A 17888-nucleotide genomic window follows, 5' to 3' on the forward strand; every position below is an offset into this window, starting at 1 on the left:
ACGAACGCCGGCCGCCGCCCGCGGCCGGCCCCAAGCTAGCCATGACCCAGAAGCTCACCATCACCCGCCCGGACGACTGGCACCTGCACCTGCGCGACGGCGCGGCGCTGGCCGCCGTGCTGCCCGACACCGCCCGCCAGTTCGCCCGCGCCATCGTCATGCCCAACCTGAAGCCGCCGGTGACCACGGTGGCGCAGGCGCAGGCGTATCGCGCCCGCATCCTGGCGGCGCTGCCGGCCGGCATGCAGTTCGAGCCGCTGATGACGCTGTACCTGACGGACAACACCAGCCCCGAGGAAATCGCCGCGGCCAAGGCCAGCGGCTTCGTGCACGGCGTCAAGCTGTACCCGGCCGGCGCCACCACCAACAGCGACGCCGGCGTGACCGATATCCGCCGCTGCTATCCCGCGCTGGAAGCGATGCAGCGCGAAGGCCTGCCGCTGCTGGTGCACGGCGAAGTGACCGACCCGGCCATCGACATCTTCGACCGCGAGGCCGTGTTCATCGAGCAGGTGATGACGCCGCTGCGCCGCGACATGCCCGAGCTGAAGGTGGTGTTCGAGCACATCACCACCAAGGATGCGGCACAGTACGTGCGCGACGCGAGCGGCCCGGTCGGCGCCACCATCACTGCGCACCACCTGCTCTACAACCGCAACGCCATCTTCACCGGTGGCATCCGCCCGCACTACTACTGCCTGCCGGTGCTCAAGCGCGAAACCCACCGCGAGGCGCTGGTGGCCGCCGCCACCTCGGGCAGCGAGCGCTTCTTCCTGGGCACCGACAGCGCGCCGCACGCGCGCGGCCTGAAGGAACATGCCTGCGGCTGCGCCGGCTGCTATACCGCGCTGCATGCGATGGAGCTGTATGCCGAAGCCTTCGACGCCGCCGGCGCGCTCGACAAGCTGGAAGCCTTCGCCAGCTTCAATGGCCCGGCTTTCTACGGCCTGCCGCGCAACGCCGGCACGCTGACGCTGGAGCGCGAGGACTGGGAACTGCCGGCCGAGCTGCCCTACGGCGATACCACGCTGGTGCCGCTGCGCGGCGGCGAGACGCTGCGCTGGAAGGCACGCTGAAGCCTTGCGCACGCAGCAGACCGCGGCCGGCGAGCCCTTCGCCGCCGCGCTGGCCGGGATCGACTGGTCCCGGCCGTGGTTCCGCCCTTTTGCCACGCACGGCGCCGCGCTGGCGGCGGCAGTGCAGGGCGGTGCGGACCTGCGCAGCGCGCTCGATGCCCGCGCCGCGTCGCTGGACCTGCGCAATGCGCGCGGGCTGCCGCTGCGCTTCATCGCCCAGCACGCCTTGCCGCACGGCAGCGCCTATGAAGCGCATATCGACGCCACCGGCGCGGTCCCTACCCGCGACAATCTCCACGATTTCTTCAACGCGCTGGTCTGGCTGCATTTCCCGCAGACCAAGCGCGTGCTGAACCAGATCCAGGCCGAGGTCATCGCCCGCGAGGGCGTACAGACCACGCGCGGTGGCGTGCGCGATGCGGCGACGCTGTTCGACGAGAACGCGGTGCTGTTCCTCAGCAACGACGACGGCATGACCGCTGCGCTTAGGGGGTTTGCGTGGGGGCGGCTGTTCGTCGAGGGTCGCGCCCGATGGGAGAGCGACTGCGCGGTGGTGCCGTTCGGCCACGCCCTGCTCGAAAAGCTGGTGCAGCCGTACAAGTCGGTGACGGCGCATGCGTGGACACTGCCGCTCGTGCCCGGCGATCCCGCGCCCGATGCGGTGCTTGCCAGGTCACTGCAATCCGCCGCCGATGCCGGCGCGTTGCGGGGTGGACGCAGCTTTGCGCCGCTGCCGGTGATGGGCATCCCGGGCTGGTGCGAGGACAACGCGGACCCGGACTTCTACGCCGATGCCACCGTATTCCGCCCCGGCCGGCGGCAGCAATCGGTGTTAGACTGCTGGCCGCAAAGCAGGCCAGGCAACCGCTGCCTGCACCGCAAGGTGCAGGGGGAGGAAAGTCCGGACTCCACAGGGCAGGGTGTTGGCTAACAGCCATCCACGGCAACGTGCGGAATAGGGCCACAGAGACGAGTCTTGCCGCCGGGTTCGCCCGGCGGCAAGGGTGAAACGCGGTAACCTCCACCTGGAGCAATCCCAAATAGGCAGGCGATGAAGCGGCCCGCTGAGCCTGCGGGTAGGGAGCTGGAGCCGGCTGGCAACAGCCGGCCTAGAGGAATGGTTGTCACGCGCCGCGCGCCGCAAGGCGGGCGGGGCGCACAGAATCCGGCTTATCGGCCTGCTTTGCTTCAGTCATCGGCACGACCCGGCGCCCGCGCGGCGCACCGGGCCGGCCAAACCTCCATCAGCCTTCGACGATTTCCAGCGTGTGCGTGATCTCGGCCGTCTTGGCCAGCATGATCGACGCCGAGCAGTACTTCTCGTGCGACAGCTTGATCGCGCGCTCGACCGTGGCGGGGTTGAGATTCTTGCCGGTCACCACAAAATGGAAGTTGATGCGGGTGAACACCTTGGGATCTTCGCCGGCGCGTTCGGCCTGCAGCTGCACGCTGCAGCCGGTAACGTCCTGGCGGCCGCGCTTGAGGATCAGCACCACGTCATAGGCGGTGCAGCCGCCGGTGCCGACCAGCACCATTTCCATGGGCCGCGGGGCCAGGTTGTGGCCGCCACCTTCAGGGGCGCCGTCCATGGCAACGATATGGCCGCTGCCGGTCTGGGCGACGAAGCTCATGCCGTCGGCGCCCATCCATGTTACTTTGCATTCCATTTTGTTCGTTCCTGTGCTTTGTTTTGTCGGTTTGCGATCACAAGCGCGTGATCCCGAATCTTGCTTTTCCCAGTATATGGCAAGGTCAAGTTCGGGGCATCGAAGCCGATAACCTTAGAAAACCTGAGGGTTTCCTCTAGTATGTCGTTGCGATGACACCTTGATCGATTCGTTAAATTATTGATTTTTAAGGAATGTAGTCCAGGCACGCAGGGGTCTGTAACGTTTCGCAATACGAAATCACATTTCGCAGTGCAAATTTCCCTTGCATCCGGGCAAACCCTAGGTATAATTCCAATCATTGAACGACGGCGCAGACAGCGCGCCAGAGTGCGAAAGCGAAGCCCCGGCCAAGCCCTCCGCACCGCCCGCAGGTCCCTCCGTCGATCTCCAGGTGTCTCCTCCACCCTCCTCCTTTGGTGGATTCAAACCCAAGCTCAAACGCTTGGGTTTTTTTTCGCCTGAACAAAGCGCGCCGGACCGGCAAGTGCGGTGGTCGCCCCGGAACCGCTGCCCATCGGCGTCGATCTTGACGAAAACTTCAGTCTTTGCTTGTGCGCTCGCTACGGCCGCCAGTATAATCGAGGGCTTTTCCGTCATGCCCGCGGAAGAAGGCAGCAGCACCCGGCCACCCCCGCGGCGGCCACAAGACTTGCAGGGGCGAGCACAAGCCTTCGCGAGTCGGATTACGGGCACGAACCAATAGTCAGGAAAAATCATGAAGACCTTTTCCGCCAAGCCTCATGAGGTAAAGCGCGACTGGTACGTGATTGACGCGACGGACAAAGTCCTCGGCCGTGTTGCCAGCGAAGTGGCACGCCGTCTGCGCGGCAAGCACAAGCCGGAATTTACTCCGCACGTCGACACCGGCGATTACATCATCATCGTCAATGCAGCCAAGCTGCGTGTCACGGGTACCAAGGAAACGGACAAGAAGTACTATCGCCATTCGGGCTACCCGGGCGGTATCTACGAAACGACGTTCGGCAAGATGCAGCAGCGTTTCCCGGGCCGTGCCCTGGAAAAGGCTGTCAAGGGCATGCTGCCGAAGGGTCCGCTGGGCTACGCGATGATCAAGAAGCTGAAGGTTTACGCCGAAGCCGAGCATCCGCACGAAGCGCAGCAGCCCAAGGCGCTGGAAATCTAAGGAGGCCAATCCATGATCGGTAACTGGAATTACGGTACTGGCCGCCGCAAGAGCGCTGTGGCACGTGTCTTCATCAAGTCGGGCAAGGGCGACATCGTCGTCAACGGCAAGCCCATCAAAGAGTATTTCGCTCGCGAAACCTCGCTGATGATCGTGCGCCAGCCGCTGGAACTGACCGCTCACGCTGAAACGTTCGACATCAAGGTCAACGTCACCGGCGGCGGCGAAACCGGCCAGGCCGGTGCAGTGCGCCACGGCATCACCCGCGCCCTGATCGACTACGATGCGACCCTGAAGTCGGCCCTGTCGAAGGCTGGCTACGTCACGCGCGATGCACGTGAAGTCGAGCGTAAGAAGGTCGGCTTCCACAAGGCGCGTCGTCGCAAGCAGTTCTCGAAGCGCTGATGCGTTTTCGCGGGTCCGGCCCGGCCGGATCTTGCGAGACCAGAAAAACCGCACGCTGGCCGTGCGGTTTTTTTTCGCCCGCGGCCTACGGAACCGGCGCGGTGCTGCCGTCATAGTGAGCAGGCCGCCATACTTTTGTGGGGTATCCGGCCGCACGCGGCTACAATCACGCCCTGTCGCCGACGGCAAGTGCGGCTTGCCGCCGCGCTTGCGCCACGGGCAGGCCAGCCTGGCACGAACGAGAGAGGAGTGAGAGTCATGCTGTTTTCCAAGAAGAAGGGCCTTTCGATCGACACGCTGATTGGCGAAGACACCGCCATCGACGGCGACCTGGTGTTTGCCGGCGGCCTGCGCCTGGACGGACGCGTGCGCGGCAATGTGACCGCGGCGCCGGGCAAGCCCAGCATGCTGGTGATCAGCGAGAAGGGCATGGTCGAGGGCAATCAGCGTCGGCCACCTGGTACTGAACGGCACCGTCAAGGGCCCGGTGCACGCCGGCGACCTGCTGGAGTTGCAGCCGCAGGCGCGGGTGCTGGGCGACGTGCGCTATGCCGCGCTGGAAATGCACCAGGGCGCGCTGGTCGAGGGCCGCCTGATGCCGCTGGTGCAGGCCGAGGTCAAGGCGTTGCCGAACCTGGTCGAGGCGGCGTCGGCGGCCGAAGTGACCGAAGCGGCCGATAGCGACGCTGCCACCGCAGCCGAAACTCCCGCCGCCGCGGCCAGTCCCACTGAAAAGGCCGCATAGCGGCGACTTCGATGCCGGGAACCCCTTGAAAACACAAGGTTTCGGCACGATTTTCCAGTAGCGCTTAGAATACAGGCGTATCTAAACAGGAGAACACCCCATGAACGCAGTCGCAGAGGCACCCGTTACCGAGGACGTGCCGGCACCGTTCGTCTTTACCGACAGCGCCGCCGACAAGGTCAAGCAGTTGATCGAGGAAGAGGGCAATGCCGAGCTGAAACTGCGCGTGTTCGTGCAGGGCGGCGGCTGCTCCGGCTTCCAGTACGGCTTTACCTTCGACGAGGAAGTCAACGAAGACGACACCACCATGGTCAAGAACGGCGTCACCCTGCTGATCGACTCGATGAGCTACCAGTACCTGGTCGGCGCCGAGATCGACTACAAGGAAGACATCAACGGCGCCCAGTTCGTGATCAAGAACCCGAATGCCTCGACCACCTGCGGTTGCGGCTCGTCGTTCTCGGTCTGAGCGATCCCGCTCGCGCAAAAAAACGCACCCTCGGGTGCGTTTTTTCTTTGCCGCGCCGGCTTACTGCACGGCGCGCCAGACCACCGGAAACCAGTCTTCGCGCAGGCGCTCGCCAGTCTGCTGGCCGATGCCGGGGAACGGCGGCGAGGTCCGCCCGGGCCGCTGCATGAAGCGCACGTCGTCGCCGACGAAGCGGGCCGAGAATGCCCGCCGCCGTCCGGTGCCGGTATTGCCGGCGGCACCGTGCACGGTGCGGAAGTCGAACACCACCGCATCGCCCGGCTCCAGCTCGGGAGCCAGCAAGGTGTGGCTGCCATCCTCCACGTCCGGCATCTCCATGAAGGCGTCGTCGCCGCCATAGAAATTCTCGTTGCTGGCCCAGCGCTTGGGCCGCACCAGGCGCGGCCAGCGATGCGAGCCGGCCACCACGCGCAGCGTATTGGCCTGCGTGACCGGGTCCAGCGGGATCCAGTAGCTCGCGGTCTGGGTGCCGTCGACGCAGTAGTAGGGCAGGTCCTGGTGCCATGGCGTCGGCTTGGCGGTGCCGGGCTCCTTGACCAGGATGTGCTCGTGGAATACCTGCACCGCCTGCGACTGCATGATCCGTCCGGCGATCCCGGCCGCCGCCGACTCGCGGATAAAAGCCGCGAACGGGGCGATGCGCTGCCAGTTGCAATAGTCCTCGAAAAAGCGCCCGCTCTCGCCGGCGCGTACGTTCTCGATGGCGAAGGGGCCGGGCTCGGCCAGGTTCTGCGCGAAGCCTTCGCGCAGGCGCTCGACCCAGTCGGTAAAGGCGCCGCGCAAGACCAGCACGCCGTCGCGCTGGTAGGTGTCGATCTGTTCCGGGGTGATGTCCATGGCGATAGGTGTGAGGGGCGACAGGCTCAGTATCGCCATGTGCGGGGGACAGGAAAAGATGGGACAAGCCATATGTTTCCTATGTTGGGAAATAGGAAATCATGATCCCCTTCGCCTTCCGCCAGCTCGGGCGCCTCGTCGCCGCCGGCGCAGGCGTTAATGGATTGCGGGTCGATGCAGGGGAGGACCGTGCCGGGGCTCAGCGCGGGTAGATCGCGCCCAGCACGCGCGGCCCGGCGGCGCCGGTCACGGTGGGGACGTTGCCGGGCAGGCGCAGCAGGCACTGGCGCGCGAGCCAGGCAAAGGCGATGGCTTCGACCTGCGACACCGGCACGCCGTAGTCGTCGGAGGTCTCGATGGCCACACCAGGCAGGGCCTGCGCCAGCCGCGCCAGCACGAAGGCATTGCGCGCGCCGCCGCCGCAGACGATCAGCCGCCGCGCAGCGGGCGCGCTGGCGCGCACGTCGCGCGCGATGGCCTCGGCGGTCAGCGCCGCCAGGGTGGCCTGCACGTCGGCCGGCGCAAGCTGCGGGAACGCCGCCAGCTGCGCTTCCAGCCAGCCGGGGTGGAACAGGTCGCGCCCGGTGCTCTTGGGCGGCGGCGCGCTGAAATACGGCTCGGCCAGGCACTGCGCCAGCAGCGCGGCGTCGACGCGCCCGGTGGCGGCCCAGTCGCCGTTGTGGTCGAAGGCCAGGCCGCGGTGGCGGCCGATCCAGTAGTCGAGCAGCGCATTGCCCGGGCCGCAGTCGAAGCCGCTGATGGGCCCCGCTGCCGGCAGGATGCTGATGTTGGAGATGCCGCCGATATTGCAGGCCACGCGGGTCTCGGTGCTGCTGCCGAACAGCGCGTGGTGCAGCGCCGGCACCAGCGGTGCGCCCTGTCCGCCGGCGGCGAGGTCGCGGCTGCGGAAGTCCGCCACCACGTCGATGCCGGCCAGCTCTGCCAGCCGCGCCGGATGCTGGCTCTGGCGGGTATAGCCGATGCCGTCGTAGAGGCCGGGCCGGTGGCGGATGGTCTGGCCGTGGGCGCCGATGGCGGCGATCGCGGCGGCCTCGACGCGCGCCTCGCGCAACAGCGCGGCGACGCAGTCGGCGTAGACCTGCGCCAGCGCGTTGGCCGCCAGCGCCTCGCGGTGGATTTCGTCCTCGCCCGGCTGCTGCAGGGCGCCGAAGGCGGCGCGCAGCGTGTCGGGGAAGGGCTGGCTCGCGGCCGCCAGCACCGTGGGACGCGCGCCGCTGAAATCGACCAGTACCGCGTCGGCACCGTCCATGCTGGTGCCGGACATGATGCCGATATAGCGTTCGCTGCCGGGCACGGGGATCACGGTGGACGCGCTCAGTTGGCGGCGGTCAGCACGTTGTAGGTGCGCAGCGCGTTGATGCGGCTGAGCAGCCCGCTGGTGTAGGTCAGGAATTCCTGGCGCGACTTGCCGGTCAGCGCCGGCGATTCCATCAGCGTGATGGTCAGCGGGTTCTGCGGCACGTCGTTGAAGCGGAACTCGTAGTGCAGGTGCGGGCCGGTGGCCCAGCCGGTCGCGCCGACATAGCCGATCAGCTGGCCTTGGCGCACGGTCTGCCCCTGGCGCATGCCGGCAAAGCCCGACAGGTGCGCGTAGTAGGTGGAGTAGCCGTTGGGATGCGACAGGATGACGATGTTGCCGTAGCCGTTCTGCTGGCCGACGAACTCTACCACGCCGTCGCCGGTGGCCAGCACCTTGGTGCCGGTGGGGGCGGCGAAGTCGACGCCCTTGTGCTGGGCCCAGTCGTGATGCAGCGGATGCTCGCGGCCGCCGAAGCCCGACGACACGCGCGAGAACTCCACCGGCGAACGCAGGAACGGCCGCTTCATGCTGCGCCCGTCGAAGGTGTAATAGGCGCCGCCGTCCTTGCTGCCCTCGGGCGCAAACCACAGCGCCTGGTGCAGCTGGTTGCGGTTGATCAGCTCGACCGCGACCACGCGGCCGTTGCGCACGAAGGTGCCATCGCGGAAGCCCGCTTCATAGATGATGCGGAAGCGGTCGCCGGCGGCGATGTCGTGGTGGAAGTCGATCACGCCGGAGAAGATCGACAGCATCTGCTGCACCACTTCGTCGGGCACGTTGGCCGCGTCCATGGCCTTGAAGAAGCCGCCGGAGGAAATCGCGCCCGAGGCCATTTCGTAGTGGACGTCGTTGTCGACGCGCTGCACCTTGGCCTTGTACGCGGCGGCGCTGTCGCCGCTGGCGGCGCGCACGCGCTCGATCACCAGCTCGCGCGAGGCCGCGGCGTCGCCGCCGAGATTGGCCTGCAGCGACACCAGCGTGTTGCTCTCGTCGATTTCCGCCTGCACCGCCTGGCCCGGGTTCAGGTTGAACAGGCCGCGCGCGGTCGGGTTCTTGACGATGAACGCCTGCGCGTCGGCATCGTCCACGCCCAGCCGCTTGAGCAGGCTGGCAATGGTGTCGCCGCGCTGCATGCGCTCTTCGCGCACGTACACGGCCTGGCTGTCGGTGAGCTGCTCGAGCTGTTCGCGCACGTCGGGCATGCGCAGGGCCTGCTGGGTGCGGGGCGCGCGCGGATCGTCGTAGGCGCTGCGGGGGGCGACACCCATGGCCGCGGCCATGCCGAGCGTGAAGATCGCACCGACCGAGGCCGTCAGTTGTTTGCGCCGCCGCGCATGCTGGGGGTTGGTCGGATCGACCAGCACCACCAGCTCACGCGCGAAAACTTCGCGGAGTCTGGACCACATCACGTAAAATTCAACCTTGGTCTGAGCCCGCTGCCGGGGACGATGTGTCTCGTCTGCCTTCCTCCCCCGAGGTGCGGCGCGTGCTGTCAGTATTCAGTAATTTTGGCCGCCTGCCTTGCTGTGCAACTCCAGTGCGGAGTGCTGGGCAAAGTGACGGGTGGCGCACCGGAAAGGCTTCCGCAGGCGCCCGGAAACGCGGATTATACCAAAATCCGGCCCTGGCGGCTGTCGGCAGATTTCCTAAAATTTCAAGTATTTCAAAGACTTACGTGATGACTGAAGTTGCCTCGGCCGCACCGGCCAAATACCCCCTGACGCCCTCGGTGATGCAGGCCCTGGAGATCTCCAAGCGCGGCTGCGACGAGCTGCTGATCGAAGCGGAGTGGGCGCAGAAGCTGGCGCGCAGCGAGGCCACCGGCGTGCCGCTGCGCATCAAGCTGGGCCTGGACCCGACCGCGCCCGACATCCATATCGGCCACACCGTGGTGCTGAACAAGCTGCGCCAGCTGCAGGACCTCGGCCACCAGGTGATCTTCCTGATCGGCGACTTCACCTCGACCATCGGCGACCCGTCGGGCCGCAACAGCACGCGCCCGCCGCTCACGCGCGAGCAGATCGAGGCCAACGCCCAGACCTACTACCGCCAGGCCAGCCTGGTGCTCGACCCGGCCCGCACCGAGATCCGCTACAACAGCGAGTGGTGCGATCCGCTCGGCGCGCGCGGCATGATCCAGCTCGCGGCCAAGTACACCGTGGCGCGCATGATGGAGCGCGATGACTTCACCAAGCGCTTCCGCTCCGGGATTCCGATCTCCGTGCACGAGTTCCTCTACCCGCTGATGCAGGGCTACGACTCGGTGGCGCTGAAGTCCGACCTGGAGCTGGGCGGCACCGACCAGAAGTTCAACCTGCTGGTGGGGCGCGAGCTGCAGAAGGAATACGGCCAGGAGCCGCAGTGCATCCTGACCATGCCGCTGCTGGTGGGCCTGGACGGGGTCGAGAAGATGTCCAAGTCCAAGGGCAACTACGTGGGCGTGACCGAGGCCCCGAACGAGATGTTCGGCAAGCTGATGAGCATCTCGGACGACCTGATGTGGCAGTACTTCACGCTGCTGTCGTTCCGCCCGATGAGCGAGATCGACCTGATGAAGCAGGAGATCGCCGCCGGCCGCAACCCGCGCGACTGCAAGGTGCTGCTGGCGCAGGAGATCGTGGCGCGCTTCCACAGCCAGGCCGATGCCGAGAAGGCGCTGGAAGATTTCAACCACCGCGCCCGCGGCGGCGTGCCGGACGATATCCCGGCGGTCAGCCTGACGGGCGCGCCGCTGGGCATCGCGCAGCTGCTCAAGCAGGCCAACCTGGTGCCGTCGACCTCGGAAGCCAACCGCAATATCGAGCAGGGCGGCGTCAAGATCGACGGCGCCACCGTCAGCGACAAGGCCACCAGGGTGGCCGCGGGCACCTATGTCGTGCAGGTCGGCAAGCGCCGCTTCGCGCGCGTGACGCTGGCCTGAGGCGGCGATGATCGCGCTGATCCAGCGGGTGGCCCAGGCCCGCGTCACGGTTGCAGGCCGCACCACCGGCGAAATCGGCGCCGGCCTGCTGGCCCTGGTCTGCGCCGAGCGCGGCGACACCGAGGCGCAGGCCGAGCGGCTCTTGGCCAAGCTGCTGTCGTACCGGGTGTTTTCCGATGCGGACGGCAAGATGAACCTGCCGGTGCAGAACATCGACGGCAACGGCAATCCGGGCGGGCTGCTGGTGGTGTCGCAGTTCACGCTGGCCGCCGATACCAACAGCGGCACACGGCCCAGCTTCACCCCCGCGGCCCCGCCCGAGGACGGCCGGCGCCTGTACGAGCATTTCGTCGCGCGGGCGCGCGCGGCGCATCCGCAGGTGCAGACCGGCGAGTTCGGCGCGATGATGCAGGTCAGCCTGGTCAACGATGGTCCGGTCACGTTCTGGCTGCGCGTGGCACCGTCCTGAACCGATTCGAAGCTGCCGCGTCCACGGCGCGGCATCAAGACAGGAGAGACAAATGAAACTCTGGAGCAAGTCCTTCAACGACAACGCGCCGATCCCCGGCGAGTTCGCCTTCTGCGTGCCCGACGCCGCCGCCCACGTGGCCCTGTCGAACAACCGCAACCCCGACCTGCACTGGGAAGACGCGCCGGCCGAGACGCGCTCGTTCGTGCTGATCTGCCACGACCGCGACGTCCCCAGCAAGGGCGACGACGTCAACCAGGAAGGCCGCGAAGTGCCGGCCTCGCTGCCGCGCGTGGACTTCTTCCACTGGGTGCTGGTCGACATCCCGCCGGGACTGACCTCGATCGCCGCGGGCTCGCACAGCGACGGCGTGATCGCGCGCGGCAAGCCGGGCCCTGAAGCCACCGGCGGCACCGCTACCGCGGGCGGCCTGCGCCACGGCATCAACGACTACACCGGCTGGTTTGCCGGCGATGCCGACATGAAGGGCGACTACTACGGCTATGACGGCCCGTGCCCGCCGTGGAACGACGCGCTGCTGCACCACTACGTGTTCACGCTGTATGCGCTCGACCTCGACCGGCTGCCGCTGGAAGGCACCTTTACCGGCACCCAGGTGCGCGAGGCGATCCAGGGCCATGTGCTGGCGCAGGCCAGCCTGACCGGCACCTATACGCTGAACCCCAAGCTGGCCAAGTCACCGGCGGCCTGAAGCCGGGCCGGTGCCGCGTCCCGCGCGGTGCCGGGCCCGCACGGCGCCAAGCAAGCACCCGCAGCAACCCCGAAGGAAATCGGCATGTCGCAAAGCCCCGGGCCGCATTCGCTGGCCTTTACCCACCTGATCGTGATCCGCCACGGCGAAACGGCCTGGAACCGGGAGCGCCGGCTGCAGGGCCAGCTCGATATTCCGCTGAACCAGACCGGCCATGCGCAGGCACGCGCGCTGGCCAATGCGCTGGCGGGCGAGCCGATCGATGCGGTGTATTCCAGCGACCTGTCGCGCGCAATGGAAACCGCCGCGCCGCTGGCCGAGGCGCTGGGGCTGCAGGTGCGTGCCGATGCGCGGCTGCGCGAGCGCAGCTACGGCGCGCTGCAGGGCAAGACCTACGCCGAGGTGGCCGAGCACCTGCCGGAGGACTTTGCCCGCTGGCAGGCGCGCGTGCCCGATTACGCGCCGCCCGAGGGCGAGTCGCTGCTGGGCTTCCACGAACGCGCGGTCGACGCGGTGCTGGCGCTGTCGCGCCGGCATCCGGGCGAGCGCATCGCGCTGGTCGCGCACGGCGGCGTGCTCGACTGTCTTTACCGCGAGGCCACCGGCATGACGCTGGAAGCGCCACGCCAGCACGAACTGCTCAATGCCAGCGTCAACCGCCTGCGCAGCGACAGCACCCACCTGACGCTGGCCCAGTGGGGCGACGTCAGCCACCTCGAGAACCTGGCGCTGGACGAGGTCGACCGCCGCGTGCCGTAGCGCCACGCTAGACCCGGACGCGGAACGGGGTGAAGTTGGTATGCCGGTCGAAGTAGTCTTCGTTCTCGGCGCGCTTCAGGAAGCCCACCACCTTGTACGTGACCGGCGTCATCACCACCTCCCAGCCGGTCTTCAGCACGTACTGCGCCACCGCCACCTGGACCACCTGCTCGAGCGGCCAGATGCCGTAGAAGGCGATCACGTAGAACAGCGACGAGTCCACCAGCTCGCCCGCCAGCGTCGAGCCGATGGTGCGCGTCCACAGCCAGCGGCCACCGGTCCACAGCTTCATCTTGGCCAGCACATAGCTGTTGGTGAAGCTGCCACAGCAGAACGCAAGCAGCGAACCGAGCGCGATGCGCCAGGTATTGCCGAACACATCCTGCAGGCTCTTCTGGTAGTCCGCCATGAACGGCGCGACCGGCATGTTCAGCACCACCAGGCTCATGAAGGTGGCGAAGGCCAGCGCGGCAAAGCCGGCCCAGACCACGCGCCGGTCGCGGCCATAGCCGTAGACCTCGGTCAGCACGTCGCCGAAGATGTATGAGATCGGGAAGAACAGCACGCCCGCGCCGAAGGTCACCGTGCCGACCAGTGGCAGCGTGACCTGCGCCGCCTTGGCCGCGCCGATCAGGTTCGAGCACAGCAGCACGGTGACGAAGGCCACCATGACGAAGTCGTAGTAGCGGTAGACGCGGCCCGGTTGGGTCGTGCTGGCGGGGACGGCGGACATGGGGGCTCCCGGTCGGAGGCGCTGGCGCGCCATGTTTTGGGCGCGATTATGCCAGCGGGCCAGGCATTCCGCCGCGCCTGCCGTCCGTAAACGAGAATTCCCGGCCGAAGCCGGGAATCGCAAGCATGGTGAGAGGCAACGCGGCCCTGCCGCGGCCGCGTCAGATATTCAGCTTGGTGATCTTGGAGCCGTTCACCGAGACGTCGAACATCAGCCCGGCGTTGGTCTGCACGAAGCCCACCACCGGCTGCTGCGTGGTCAGCGTATCGAGCTGGCCATTGGCGCCGACCTTGGCCAGCGCCACGTTGGCGTCGACGCCGGCGGTCCAGCCGCTGCTGCTGACGAACTTGTTGTACGCCTCGGGCGTCATGAACATGATCACCATCGACTTCGACTGGCCGCCGGCGGTCAGGCCGACCGACGCCTGCGCGGTGCTGTAGTAGCCCACCGTCGAACCCCGCGAGCGCAGCGCGCCTTCGCCATACTCGCCGCCGACCACCAGGCCGGCCGCGATCACGCGCGGGAACACCAGGATGCCCTGCGCGCGCTGGGCCAGCTCGCGCGAGCCGTTGACCGACGAGTACAGCCGGTTCAGCGCGCCATCGACGCCGGCATCGATTTCCTTGCGCTTGGCGGCCGGATCGTTCGAGGCGCTGGTGCCGGTGGTGGTGCAGCCCGCGGCCATCACGGTGGCGACGAGCAGGCCCGACCCGGCAACGCGGGTGACAAAGTGGCGACGATTCATGGGTAACCTCCTGATGGGAAAAGTACCGCGCCTGATTCAGTGGCTCAGTTTGCTGCGGCTGCCGCTGGCGCCCTGACCGTAATGGCCACGACTTCACGGTAGACGATCTTGGCCATCTGGCCCTGCTTGATGCCATTCAGGTCGATGGCGGGGTCTTGCACCTTGACCGTGCGCAGCGTCTCGCGCGGGCCGCGGAAGGTGAGCTGGCGCCTGGCCGGGTCGACCTTGGTGATCTGGCCGGTCACCGTGGTGGTGATCTCGCGCATGATGCCGGGCTTGCCGCCCTCGGCCGCGCGCGTGGTGCGGTCGACCGATTCAGCCAGGGCCGTCGCCTTGCTGTCGACCGGCTCAAGCGCCGCGACCAAGGCGGCGCCGCGCGCCACGGTCACGATGTCGCCCTTGCGGATCTGGCCGAAATTGCGGACTTCGTCGCCGCCCACCAGCTCGACTACATTGCCGCGCGGGCCCTGCACCAGCACCGCCTTGGTTTCGGGATCGATATCGACGATCTTGCCGCTGACGACCGCTTCTTCGGCCACGCCGACCGGCGCCGGCGGGCGCTGGGCGTTGGCGCTGCCGGCGCTGAACGCGGCCAGGGCGAGAAATGCGGCGAGCAGGCTGGAACTCTGGCGGATCATGGCTTTCCTTGACAGGTTTGCGAAGGAACCGTGCCCCGGCGGACACAGCCGTCATGGCACCGGGCAGGTGCCGATGAAGCCATTGTGGACAATCGGCCACCGGCCAGCAATCCACTTCGAAAAAATTTGGGGTGCGATTTTAAAACGTTTAATTGATCGCGGCGTGTGCGCCATGGCACACGTCACGCCAGCGCAGGTTCAAGCGTCGCCGAACAGTTGGTCGGCGCCGCCTGCCATGCCTTGCGGGCTGGCCAGGCCGAAATGCCGGTAGGCCGCCGCGGTGGCGACGCGCCCGCGCGGGGTGCGCTGCAGGTAGCCCTGCTGGATCAGGTAGGGCTCGAGCACGTCCTCGATGGTGTCGCGCTCTTCGCCGATGGCGGCGGCGAGGTTGTCAACGCCGACCGGGCCGCCGCCGAACTTGTGCAGCACCGCCTCGAGCAGCTTGCGGTCCATCAGGTCGAAGCCGACGCGGTCGACATCGAGCATGGCCAGTGCGGCATCCGCCATTTCGCGCGTGATGGTGCCGTCGCCCTTGACCTCGGCATAGTCGCGCACCCGGCGCAGCAGCCGGTTGGCGATGCGGGGCGTGCCGCGCGCGCGCCGGGCGATTTCGAGCGCGCCTTGCGGATCGATGCGGGCCTGCAGCAGCTGGGCCGAGCGGCTGACGATGCGCGCCAGTTCCTCGGCGGTGTAGAACTCCAGCCGCGCGACGATGCCGAAGCGGTCGCGCAACGGGTTGGTCAGCATGCCGGCGCGCGTGGTCGCGCCCACCAGCGTGAACGGCTGCAGGTCGAGCTTGACCGAGCGCGCCGCCGGGCCCTCGCCGATCATGATGTCGATCTGGTAGTCCTCGAGCGCCGGGTACAGGATTTCCTCGACCACCGGCGAGAGCCGGTGGATCTCGTCGATAAAGAGGACGTCGTTGGCTTCGAGGTTGGTCAGCAGCGCGGCGAGGTCGCCGGGGCGCTCCAGCACCGGACCCGAGGTCTGGCGCAGGCTGACCCCCATCTCGCGCGCGATGATGTGGGCCAGCGTGGTCTTGCCCAGCCCCGGCGGGCCGAACAGCAGCACGTGGTCGAGCGCCTCGCGGCGCTTGCGCGCCGCATGCATGAAGATGTCCAGCTGCCCGCGCACCTTTTCCTGGCCGACATACTCGTCCAGCAGCTTGGGCCGCAGTGCGCGCTCGAACGCCTCCTCCTGCGACGAGGCGGGGGTGGCGGCGATCACGCGGGAGGGGGCGGCAAGCTTGTCGGTTTCGATCATGGTGGTCAGGGGCCCGGACTGCGGCAACAAAGCGCCATTCTACGCGCCAATCCGGAGCTCAAGCCTTCGACAGCGCCTTCAGTGCCAGCTTGATGCCCTCGGACACGCCGGTGCCGGCCGGCACCTGCTTGATCGCGGCTGCGGCTTCCTTCTCCGAGTAGCCCAGCGCCAGCAGCGCATTGAGCACGTCTACGGCACTGTCGGGCACCGCCGGTGCGCCGGGCGCGTGGCCCAGTTCCGCGCCCAGCTTGCCCTTGAGCTCAAGCAGCAGGCGCTCGGCGGTTTTCTTGCCGATGCCGGGGATGCGCGTCAGGCGCCCGGCTTCCTGCAGCGTGATCGCCTGCGCCAGCTCCGGCACGGACATGCCCGACAGCACCGCCAGCGCCATGCGCGCGCCGATGCCGGTGATCTTGATCAGCTCGCGAAAGGTGTTGCGCTCGGCCGCGCTGCCGAAGCCGTACAGCAGGTGCGCATCCTCGCGCACGATCAGCTGCGTCAGCAGCGTTACCGGCTGGCCCACCGCGGGCAGGTTGTAGAAGGTGCTCATCGGCACGTCGACCTCGTAGCCGACGCCGTGGCAGTCGACCAGCAGGTGCGGGGGATTCTTCTCGATAAGGGTGCCGGCGATGCGTCCGATCATGGTGGGGGAGAAAACAGGAGGTCAGGAAAGAGGCGGCCGCCAGTGTAGCGCGGCGGCCGCCCGGCCGGCTCAGCGCGCCGGTGTATCGACGGCGCGCCGCCCCAGCGCCGGGTCGTCGGTGAAGAAGCCGTCGACGCCGGCCGCGACGAAGGCCTGCACCTCGCGCTCCATGCCGGCCGGGCTGCGCGTGGCCTCGTCGCCGCCGCTCTGCAGCGCCTTGGGCAGGAAGCTGTTTTCCGGGCGGAAGGTGTACGGATGCACGAACAGTCCGGCGGCATGGGCCTGCTGCACCACCGCAGTCGGTGCGCCGAGGGCACCCTGCGCATCGCGCGGCACCACGCTGCTTTTCTCGGGGCCGATGCCGTCGGCGTAGGCGGCGACTTCGCGCAGGCCGGTCGTGCTCAGCATGTCGCCATAGGTGCGGGCATCGCCGGCAAGCTTCCAGTCGGCCGGGCCCTTGCGCGGGTTGCCGATCAGCTGAACCAGCCTGACGTTGGGCAAGCCGTTGCCGAGCGTGCGCCGCAGCGCGCGCAGGCTGCCGCTCTCGAAACACTGGATGAACACTGGCGCATTGCGCAGATAGGGCTGCACCCGCAGCGCCGCGGCGAGCTTGTCCTCGAGCGGCAGGCCGATGCCGCGGAAATAGCTGGGGTGCTTCAGTTCCGCGTAGATGCCGACGGGTTTGCCGGTGCGCAGCGCGGCCTGCTCGGCCAGGCGCACGATCTCGTCGAAGGACGGTACCTCGAACTGGTCGTTCAGGCGCGCATTGGCCGGGCGCAGGCGCGGGATGCGCTCGCGCGCGCGCAGCGTCTTCAGCTCGGCCAGCGTGAAGTCCTCGGTGAACCAGCCGGTCAGGCGCTCGCCGTCGATCACCTTGGTGCGCTTGCGCTCGGCGAACTGCGGCAGTTCGGCCACGTTGGTGGTGCCGGTGATGTCGTTCTCGTGGCGCGCCACCAGCACGCCGTCGCGGGTCATGACCAGGTCGGGCTCGATCGCGTCGGCGCCGTCCTCGATCGCCTTGGCATAGGCAGCCAGCGTATGTTCCGGGCGCAGCGCGCTGGCACCGCGGTGCGCGATCACCAGCGGCTTCGGTTGCGGCGCTGCCGCCGCGGCCGGAGCACTCGCGGCGGGCGCCGGCGCCGGCGCAGCCGGCGCTGCGGCGCGCTTGGGACGCGGCGCCGTGGCGCAGCCGGCAGCCAGCGCCGCGCACGCCGCTGCGGCAACGGTCGGCAACAGCCAGCGGCGGCAGGCGGCAACAACACGGGCAAGGCTGGCGCGCGGGCGCGGCGCGCGCAGGCGGGACTGGCTAGGCATGCAGCAT

18 protein-coding genes, 1 other RNA gene and 2 pseudogenes are annotated in these 17888 nt (G+C 67.8%); 11 read left to right on the top strand and 10 right to left on the bottom strand.

Annotated elements, in window-relative coordinates:
* Positions 1-41 precede the first annotated feature (41 nt).
* From pyrC to rnpB, 3 genes and pseudogenes are all read left to right on the top strand, one after another.
* Positions 42-1076 carry a dihydroorotase gene (gene pyrC / locus A2G96_RS03565; protein ID WP_062796826.1) on the top strand — a complete coding sequence of 345 codons (1035 nt, stop codon included), beginning with the start codon at positions 42-44 and terminating at the stop codon, positions 1074-1076.
* 4 nt (positions 1077-1080) lie between these two features.
* A pseudogene (locus A2G96_RS03570) lies at positions 1081-1896 on the top strand (DUF3025 domain-containing protein); the annotation flags it as partial.
* A gap of 28 nt (positions 1897-1924) precedes the next feature.
* Positions 1925-2265, top strand: an RNA gene (gene rnpB / locus A2G96_RS03575) — RNase P RNA component class A.
* Between the two features lie 55 nt (positions 2266-2320).
* Here rnpB and A2G96_RS03580 read toward each other — a convergent pair.
* Positions 2321-2743: an OsmC family protein gene (locus tag A2G96_RS03580; protein ID WP_062796829.1), complete on the bottom strand. Its 423-nt coding sequence runs from the start codon at positions 2741-2743 to the stop codon at positions 2321-2323.
* Between the two features lie 718 nt (positions 2744-3461).
* Here A2G96_RS03580 and rplM point away from each other — a divergent pair.
* The 4 genes and pseudogenes from rplM (at position 3462) to erpA (ending at position 5509) form a co-directional block, all read left to right on the top strand.
* A complete protein-coding gene (rplM, locus tag A2G96_RS03585; protein ID WP_010813907.1) occupies positions 3462-3890 on the top strand; it encodes a 50S ribosomal protein L13 in 429 nt (142 codons plus the stop codon).
* Between the two features lie 12 nt (positions 3891-3902).
* Positions 3903-4295, top strand: coding sequence for a 30S ribosomal protein S9 (rpsI, locus tag A2G96_RS03590; protein ID WP_012351769.1), 393 nt, complete (start codon positions 3903-3905; stop codon positions 4293-4295).
* 258 nt (positions 4296-4553) lie between these two features.
* A pseudogene (locus A2G96_RS03595) lies at positions 4554-5040 on the top strand (bactofilin family protein).
* A gap of 100 nt (positions 5041-5140) precedes the next feature.
* Positions 5141-5509 carry an iron-sulfur cluster insertion protein ErpA gene (gene erpA / locus A2G96_RS03600; protein ID WP_010813904.1) on the top strand — a complete coding sequence of 123 codons (369 nt, stop codon included), beginning with the start codon at positions 5141-5143 and terminating at the stop codon, positions 5507-5509.
* A 60-nt stretch (positions 5510-5569) separates the two neighbouring features.
* Here the strand turns inward: erpA and A2G96_RS03605 are convergent, their stop codons facing one another.
* The 3 genes from A2G96_RS03605 to A2G96_RS03615 form a co-directional block, all read right to left on the bottom strand.
* Positions 5570-6367: a phytanoyl-CoA dioxygenase family protein gene (locus tag A2G96_RS03605; RefSeq protein ID WP_062796831.1), complete on the bottom strand. Its 798-nt coding sequence runs from the start codon at positions 6365-6367 to the stop codon at positions 5570-5572.
* Positions 6368-6566: 199 nt separating this feature from the next.
* Positions 6567-7691 (bottom strand): anhydro-N-acetylmuramic acid kinase, encoded by a 1125-nt coding sequence (locus A2G96_RS03610; protein ID WP_082818833.1) that lies wholly within the window; start codon positions 7689-7691, stop codon positions 6567-6569.
* 11 nt (positions 7692-7702) lie between these two features.
* A complete protein-coding gene (locus tag A2G96_RS03615) occupies positions 7703-9094 on the bottom strand; it encodes a M23 family metallopeptidase (protein ID WP_062796833.1) in 1392 nt (463 codons plus the stop codon).
* A gap of 272 nt (positions 9095-9366) precedes the next feature.
* Between A2G96_RS03615 and tyrS the strand changes: the two genes are divergently transcribed.
* From tyrS to A2G96_RS03635, 4 genes are all read left to right on the top strand, one after another.
* The gene (tyrS, locus tag A2G96_RS03620; RefSeq protein ID WP_062796835.1) at positions 9367-10608 is read left to right on the top strand and encodes a tyrosine--tRNA ligase; all 1242 of its coding nucleotides are present in this window, start codon (positions 9367-9369) and stop codon (positions 10606-10608) included.
* Positions 10609-10615: 7 nt separating this feature from the next.
* Positions 10616-11077: a D-aminoacyl-tRNA deacylase gene (gene dtd / locus A2G96_RS03625; RefSeq protein ID WP_062796838.1), complete on the top strand. Its 462-nt coding sequence runs from the start codon at positions 10616-10618 to the stop codon at positions 11075-11077.
* A gap of 52 nt (positions 11078-11129) precedes the next feature.
* Positions 11130-11789, top strand: coding sequence for a YbhB/YbcL family Raf kinase inhibitor-like protein (locus A2G96_RS03630; protein ID WP_062796840.1), 660 nt, complete (start codon positions 11130-11132; stop codon positions 11787-11789).
* An 84-nt stretch (positions 11790-11873) separates the two neighbouring features.
* Positions 11874-12548: a histidine phosphatase family protein gene (locus tag A2G96_RS03635; RefSeq protein WP_062796843.1), complete on the top strand. Its 675-nt coding sequence runs from the start codon at positions 11874-11876 to the stop codon at positions 12546-12548.
* Between the two features lie 7 nt (positions 12549-12555).
* Here the strand turns inward: A2G96_RS03635 and A2G96_RS03640 are convergent, their stop codons facing one another.
* The 6 genes from A2G96_RS03640 to A2G96_RS03665 form a co-directional block, all read right to left on the bottom strand.
* Positions 12556-13281, bottom strand: coding sequence for a queuosine precursor transporter (locus tag A2G96_RS03640; protein WP_062796845.1), 726 nt, complete (start codon positions 13279-13281; stop codon positions 12556-12558).
* A 160-nt stretch (positions 13282-13441) separates the two neighbouring features.
* Entirely contained in the window at positions 13442-14026 is a 585-nt protein-coding gene (locus A2G96_RS03645; protein ID WP_062796847.1) for a BPSL1445 family SYLF domain-containing lipoprotein, read from the bottom strand.
* 44 nt (positions 14027-14070) lie between these two features.
* A complete protein-coding gene (locus A2G96_RS03650; RefSeq protein ID WP_062796849.1) occupies positions 14071-14664 on the bottom strand; it encodes a hypothetical protein in 594 nt (197 codons plus the stop codon).
* Positions 14665-14862: 198 nt separating this feature from the next.
* Entirely contained in the window at positions 14863-15927 is a 1065-nt protein-coding gene (gene ruvB / locus A2G96_RS03655) for a Holliday junction branch migration DNA helicase RuvB (RefSeq protein ID WP_062796851.1), read from the bottom strand.
* A gap of 58 nt (positions 15928-15985) precedes the next feature.
* Entirely contained in the window at positions 15986-16567 is a 582-nt protein-coding gene (gene ruvA, locus A2G96_RS03660) for a Holliday junction branch migration protein RuvA (RefSeq protein WP_062796853.1), read from the bottom strand.
* Between the two features lie 69 nt (positions 16568-16636).
* On the bottom strand, positions 16637-17881 hold the full coding sequence (locus A2G96_RS03665; protein WP_082818834.1) for a glycerophosphodiester phosphodiesterase: 1245 nt from the start codon (positions 17879-17881) through the stop codon (positions 16637-16639).
* Between the last annotated feature and the right edge of the window lie 7 nt (positions 17882-17888).

Source organism: Cupriavidus nantongensis, assembly GCF_001598055.1.
GTDB classification, from domain to species: Bacteria; Pseudomonadota; Gammaproteobacteria; order Burkholderiales; family Burkholderiaceae; genus Cupriavidus; species Cupriavidus nantongensis.

What these genes read in the sequence shown, in the direction of transcription:
- pyrC (WP_062796826.1), top strand. Translation starts at nt 42, where the DNA reads ATGACCCAGAAGCTCACCATCACCCGCCCGGACGACTGGCACCTGCAC.
- A2G96_RS03580 (WP_062796829.1), bottom strand. Translation starts at nt 2,743, where the DNA reads ATGGAATGCAAAGTAACATGGATGGGCGCCGACGGCATGAGCTTCGTC.
- rplM (WP_010813907.1), top strand. Translation starts at nt 3,462, where the DNA reads ATGAAGACCTTTTCCGCCAAGCCTCATGAGGTAAAGCGCGACTGGTAC.
- rpsI (WP_012351769.1), top strand. Translation starts at nt 3,903, where the DNA reads ATGATCGGTAACTGGAATTACGGTACTGGCCGCCGCAAGAGCGCTGTG.
- erpA (WP_010813904.1), top strand. Translation starts at nt 5,141, where the DNA reads ATGAACGCAGTCGCAGAGGCACCCGTTACCGAGGACGTGCCGGCACCG.
- A2G96_RS03605 (WP_062796831.1), bottom strand. Translation starts at nt 6,367, where the DNA reads ATGGACATCACCCCGGAACAGATCGACACCTACCAGCGCGACGGCGTG.
- A2G96_RS03615 (WP_062796833.1), bottom strand. Translation starts at nt 9,094, where the DNA reads ATGTGGTCCAGACTCCGCGAAGTTTTCGCGCGTGAGCTGGTGGTGCTG.
- tyrS (WP_062796835.1), top strand. Translation starts at nt 9,367, where the DNA reads ATGACTGAAGTTGCCTCGGCCGCACCGGCCAAATACCCCCTGACGCCC.
- dtd (WP_062796838.1), top strand. Translation starts at nt 10,616, where the DNA reads ATGATCGCGCTGATCCAGCGGGTGGCCCAGGCCCGCGTCACGGTTGCA.
- A2G96_RS03630 (WP_062796840.1), top strand. Translation starts at nt 11,130, where the DNA reads ATGAAACTCTGGAGCAAGTCCTTCAACGACAACGCGCCGATCCCCGGC.
- A2G96_RS03635 (WP_062796843.1), top strand. Translation starts at nt 11,874, where the DNA reads ATGTCGCAAAGCCCCGGGCCGCATTCGCTGGCCTTTACCCACCTGATC.
- A2G96_RS03640 (WP_062796845.1), bottom strand. Translation starts at nt 13,281, where the DNA reads ATGTCCGCCGTCCCCGCCAGCACGACCCAACCGGGCCGCGTCTACCGC.
- A2G96_RS03645 (WP_062796847.1), bottom strand. Translation starts at nt 14,026, where the DNA reads ATGAATCGTCGCCACTTTGTCACCCGCGTTGCCGGGTCGGGCCTGCTC.
- A2G96_RS03650 (WP_062796849.1), bottom strand. Translation starts at nt 14,664, where the DNA reads ATGATCCGCCAGAGTTCCAGCCTGCTCGCCGCATTTCTCGCCCTGGCC.
- ruvB (WP_062796851.1), bottom strand. Translation starts at nt 15,927, where the DNA reads ATGATCGAAACCGACAAGCTTGCCGCCCCCTCCCGCGTGATCGCCGCC.
- ruvA (WP_062796853.1), bottom strand. Translation starts at nt 16,567, where the DNA reads ATGATCGGACGCATCGCCGGCACCCTTATCGAGAAGAATCCCCCGCAC.
- A2G96_RS03665 (WP_082818834.1), bottom strand. Translation starts at nt 17,881, where the DNA reads ATGCCTAGCCAGTCCCGCCTGCGCGCGCCGCGCCCGCGCGCCAGCCTT.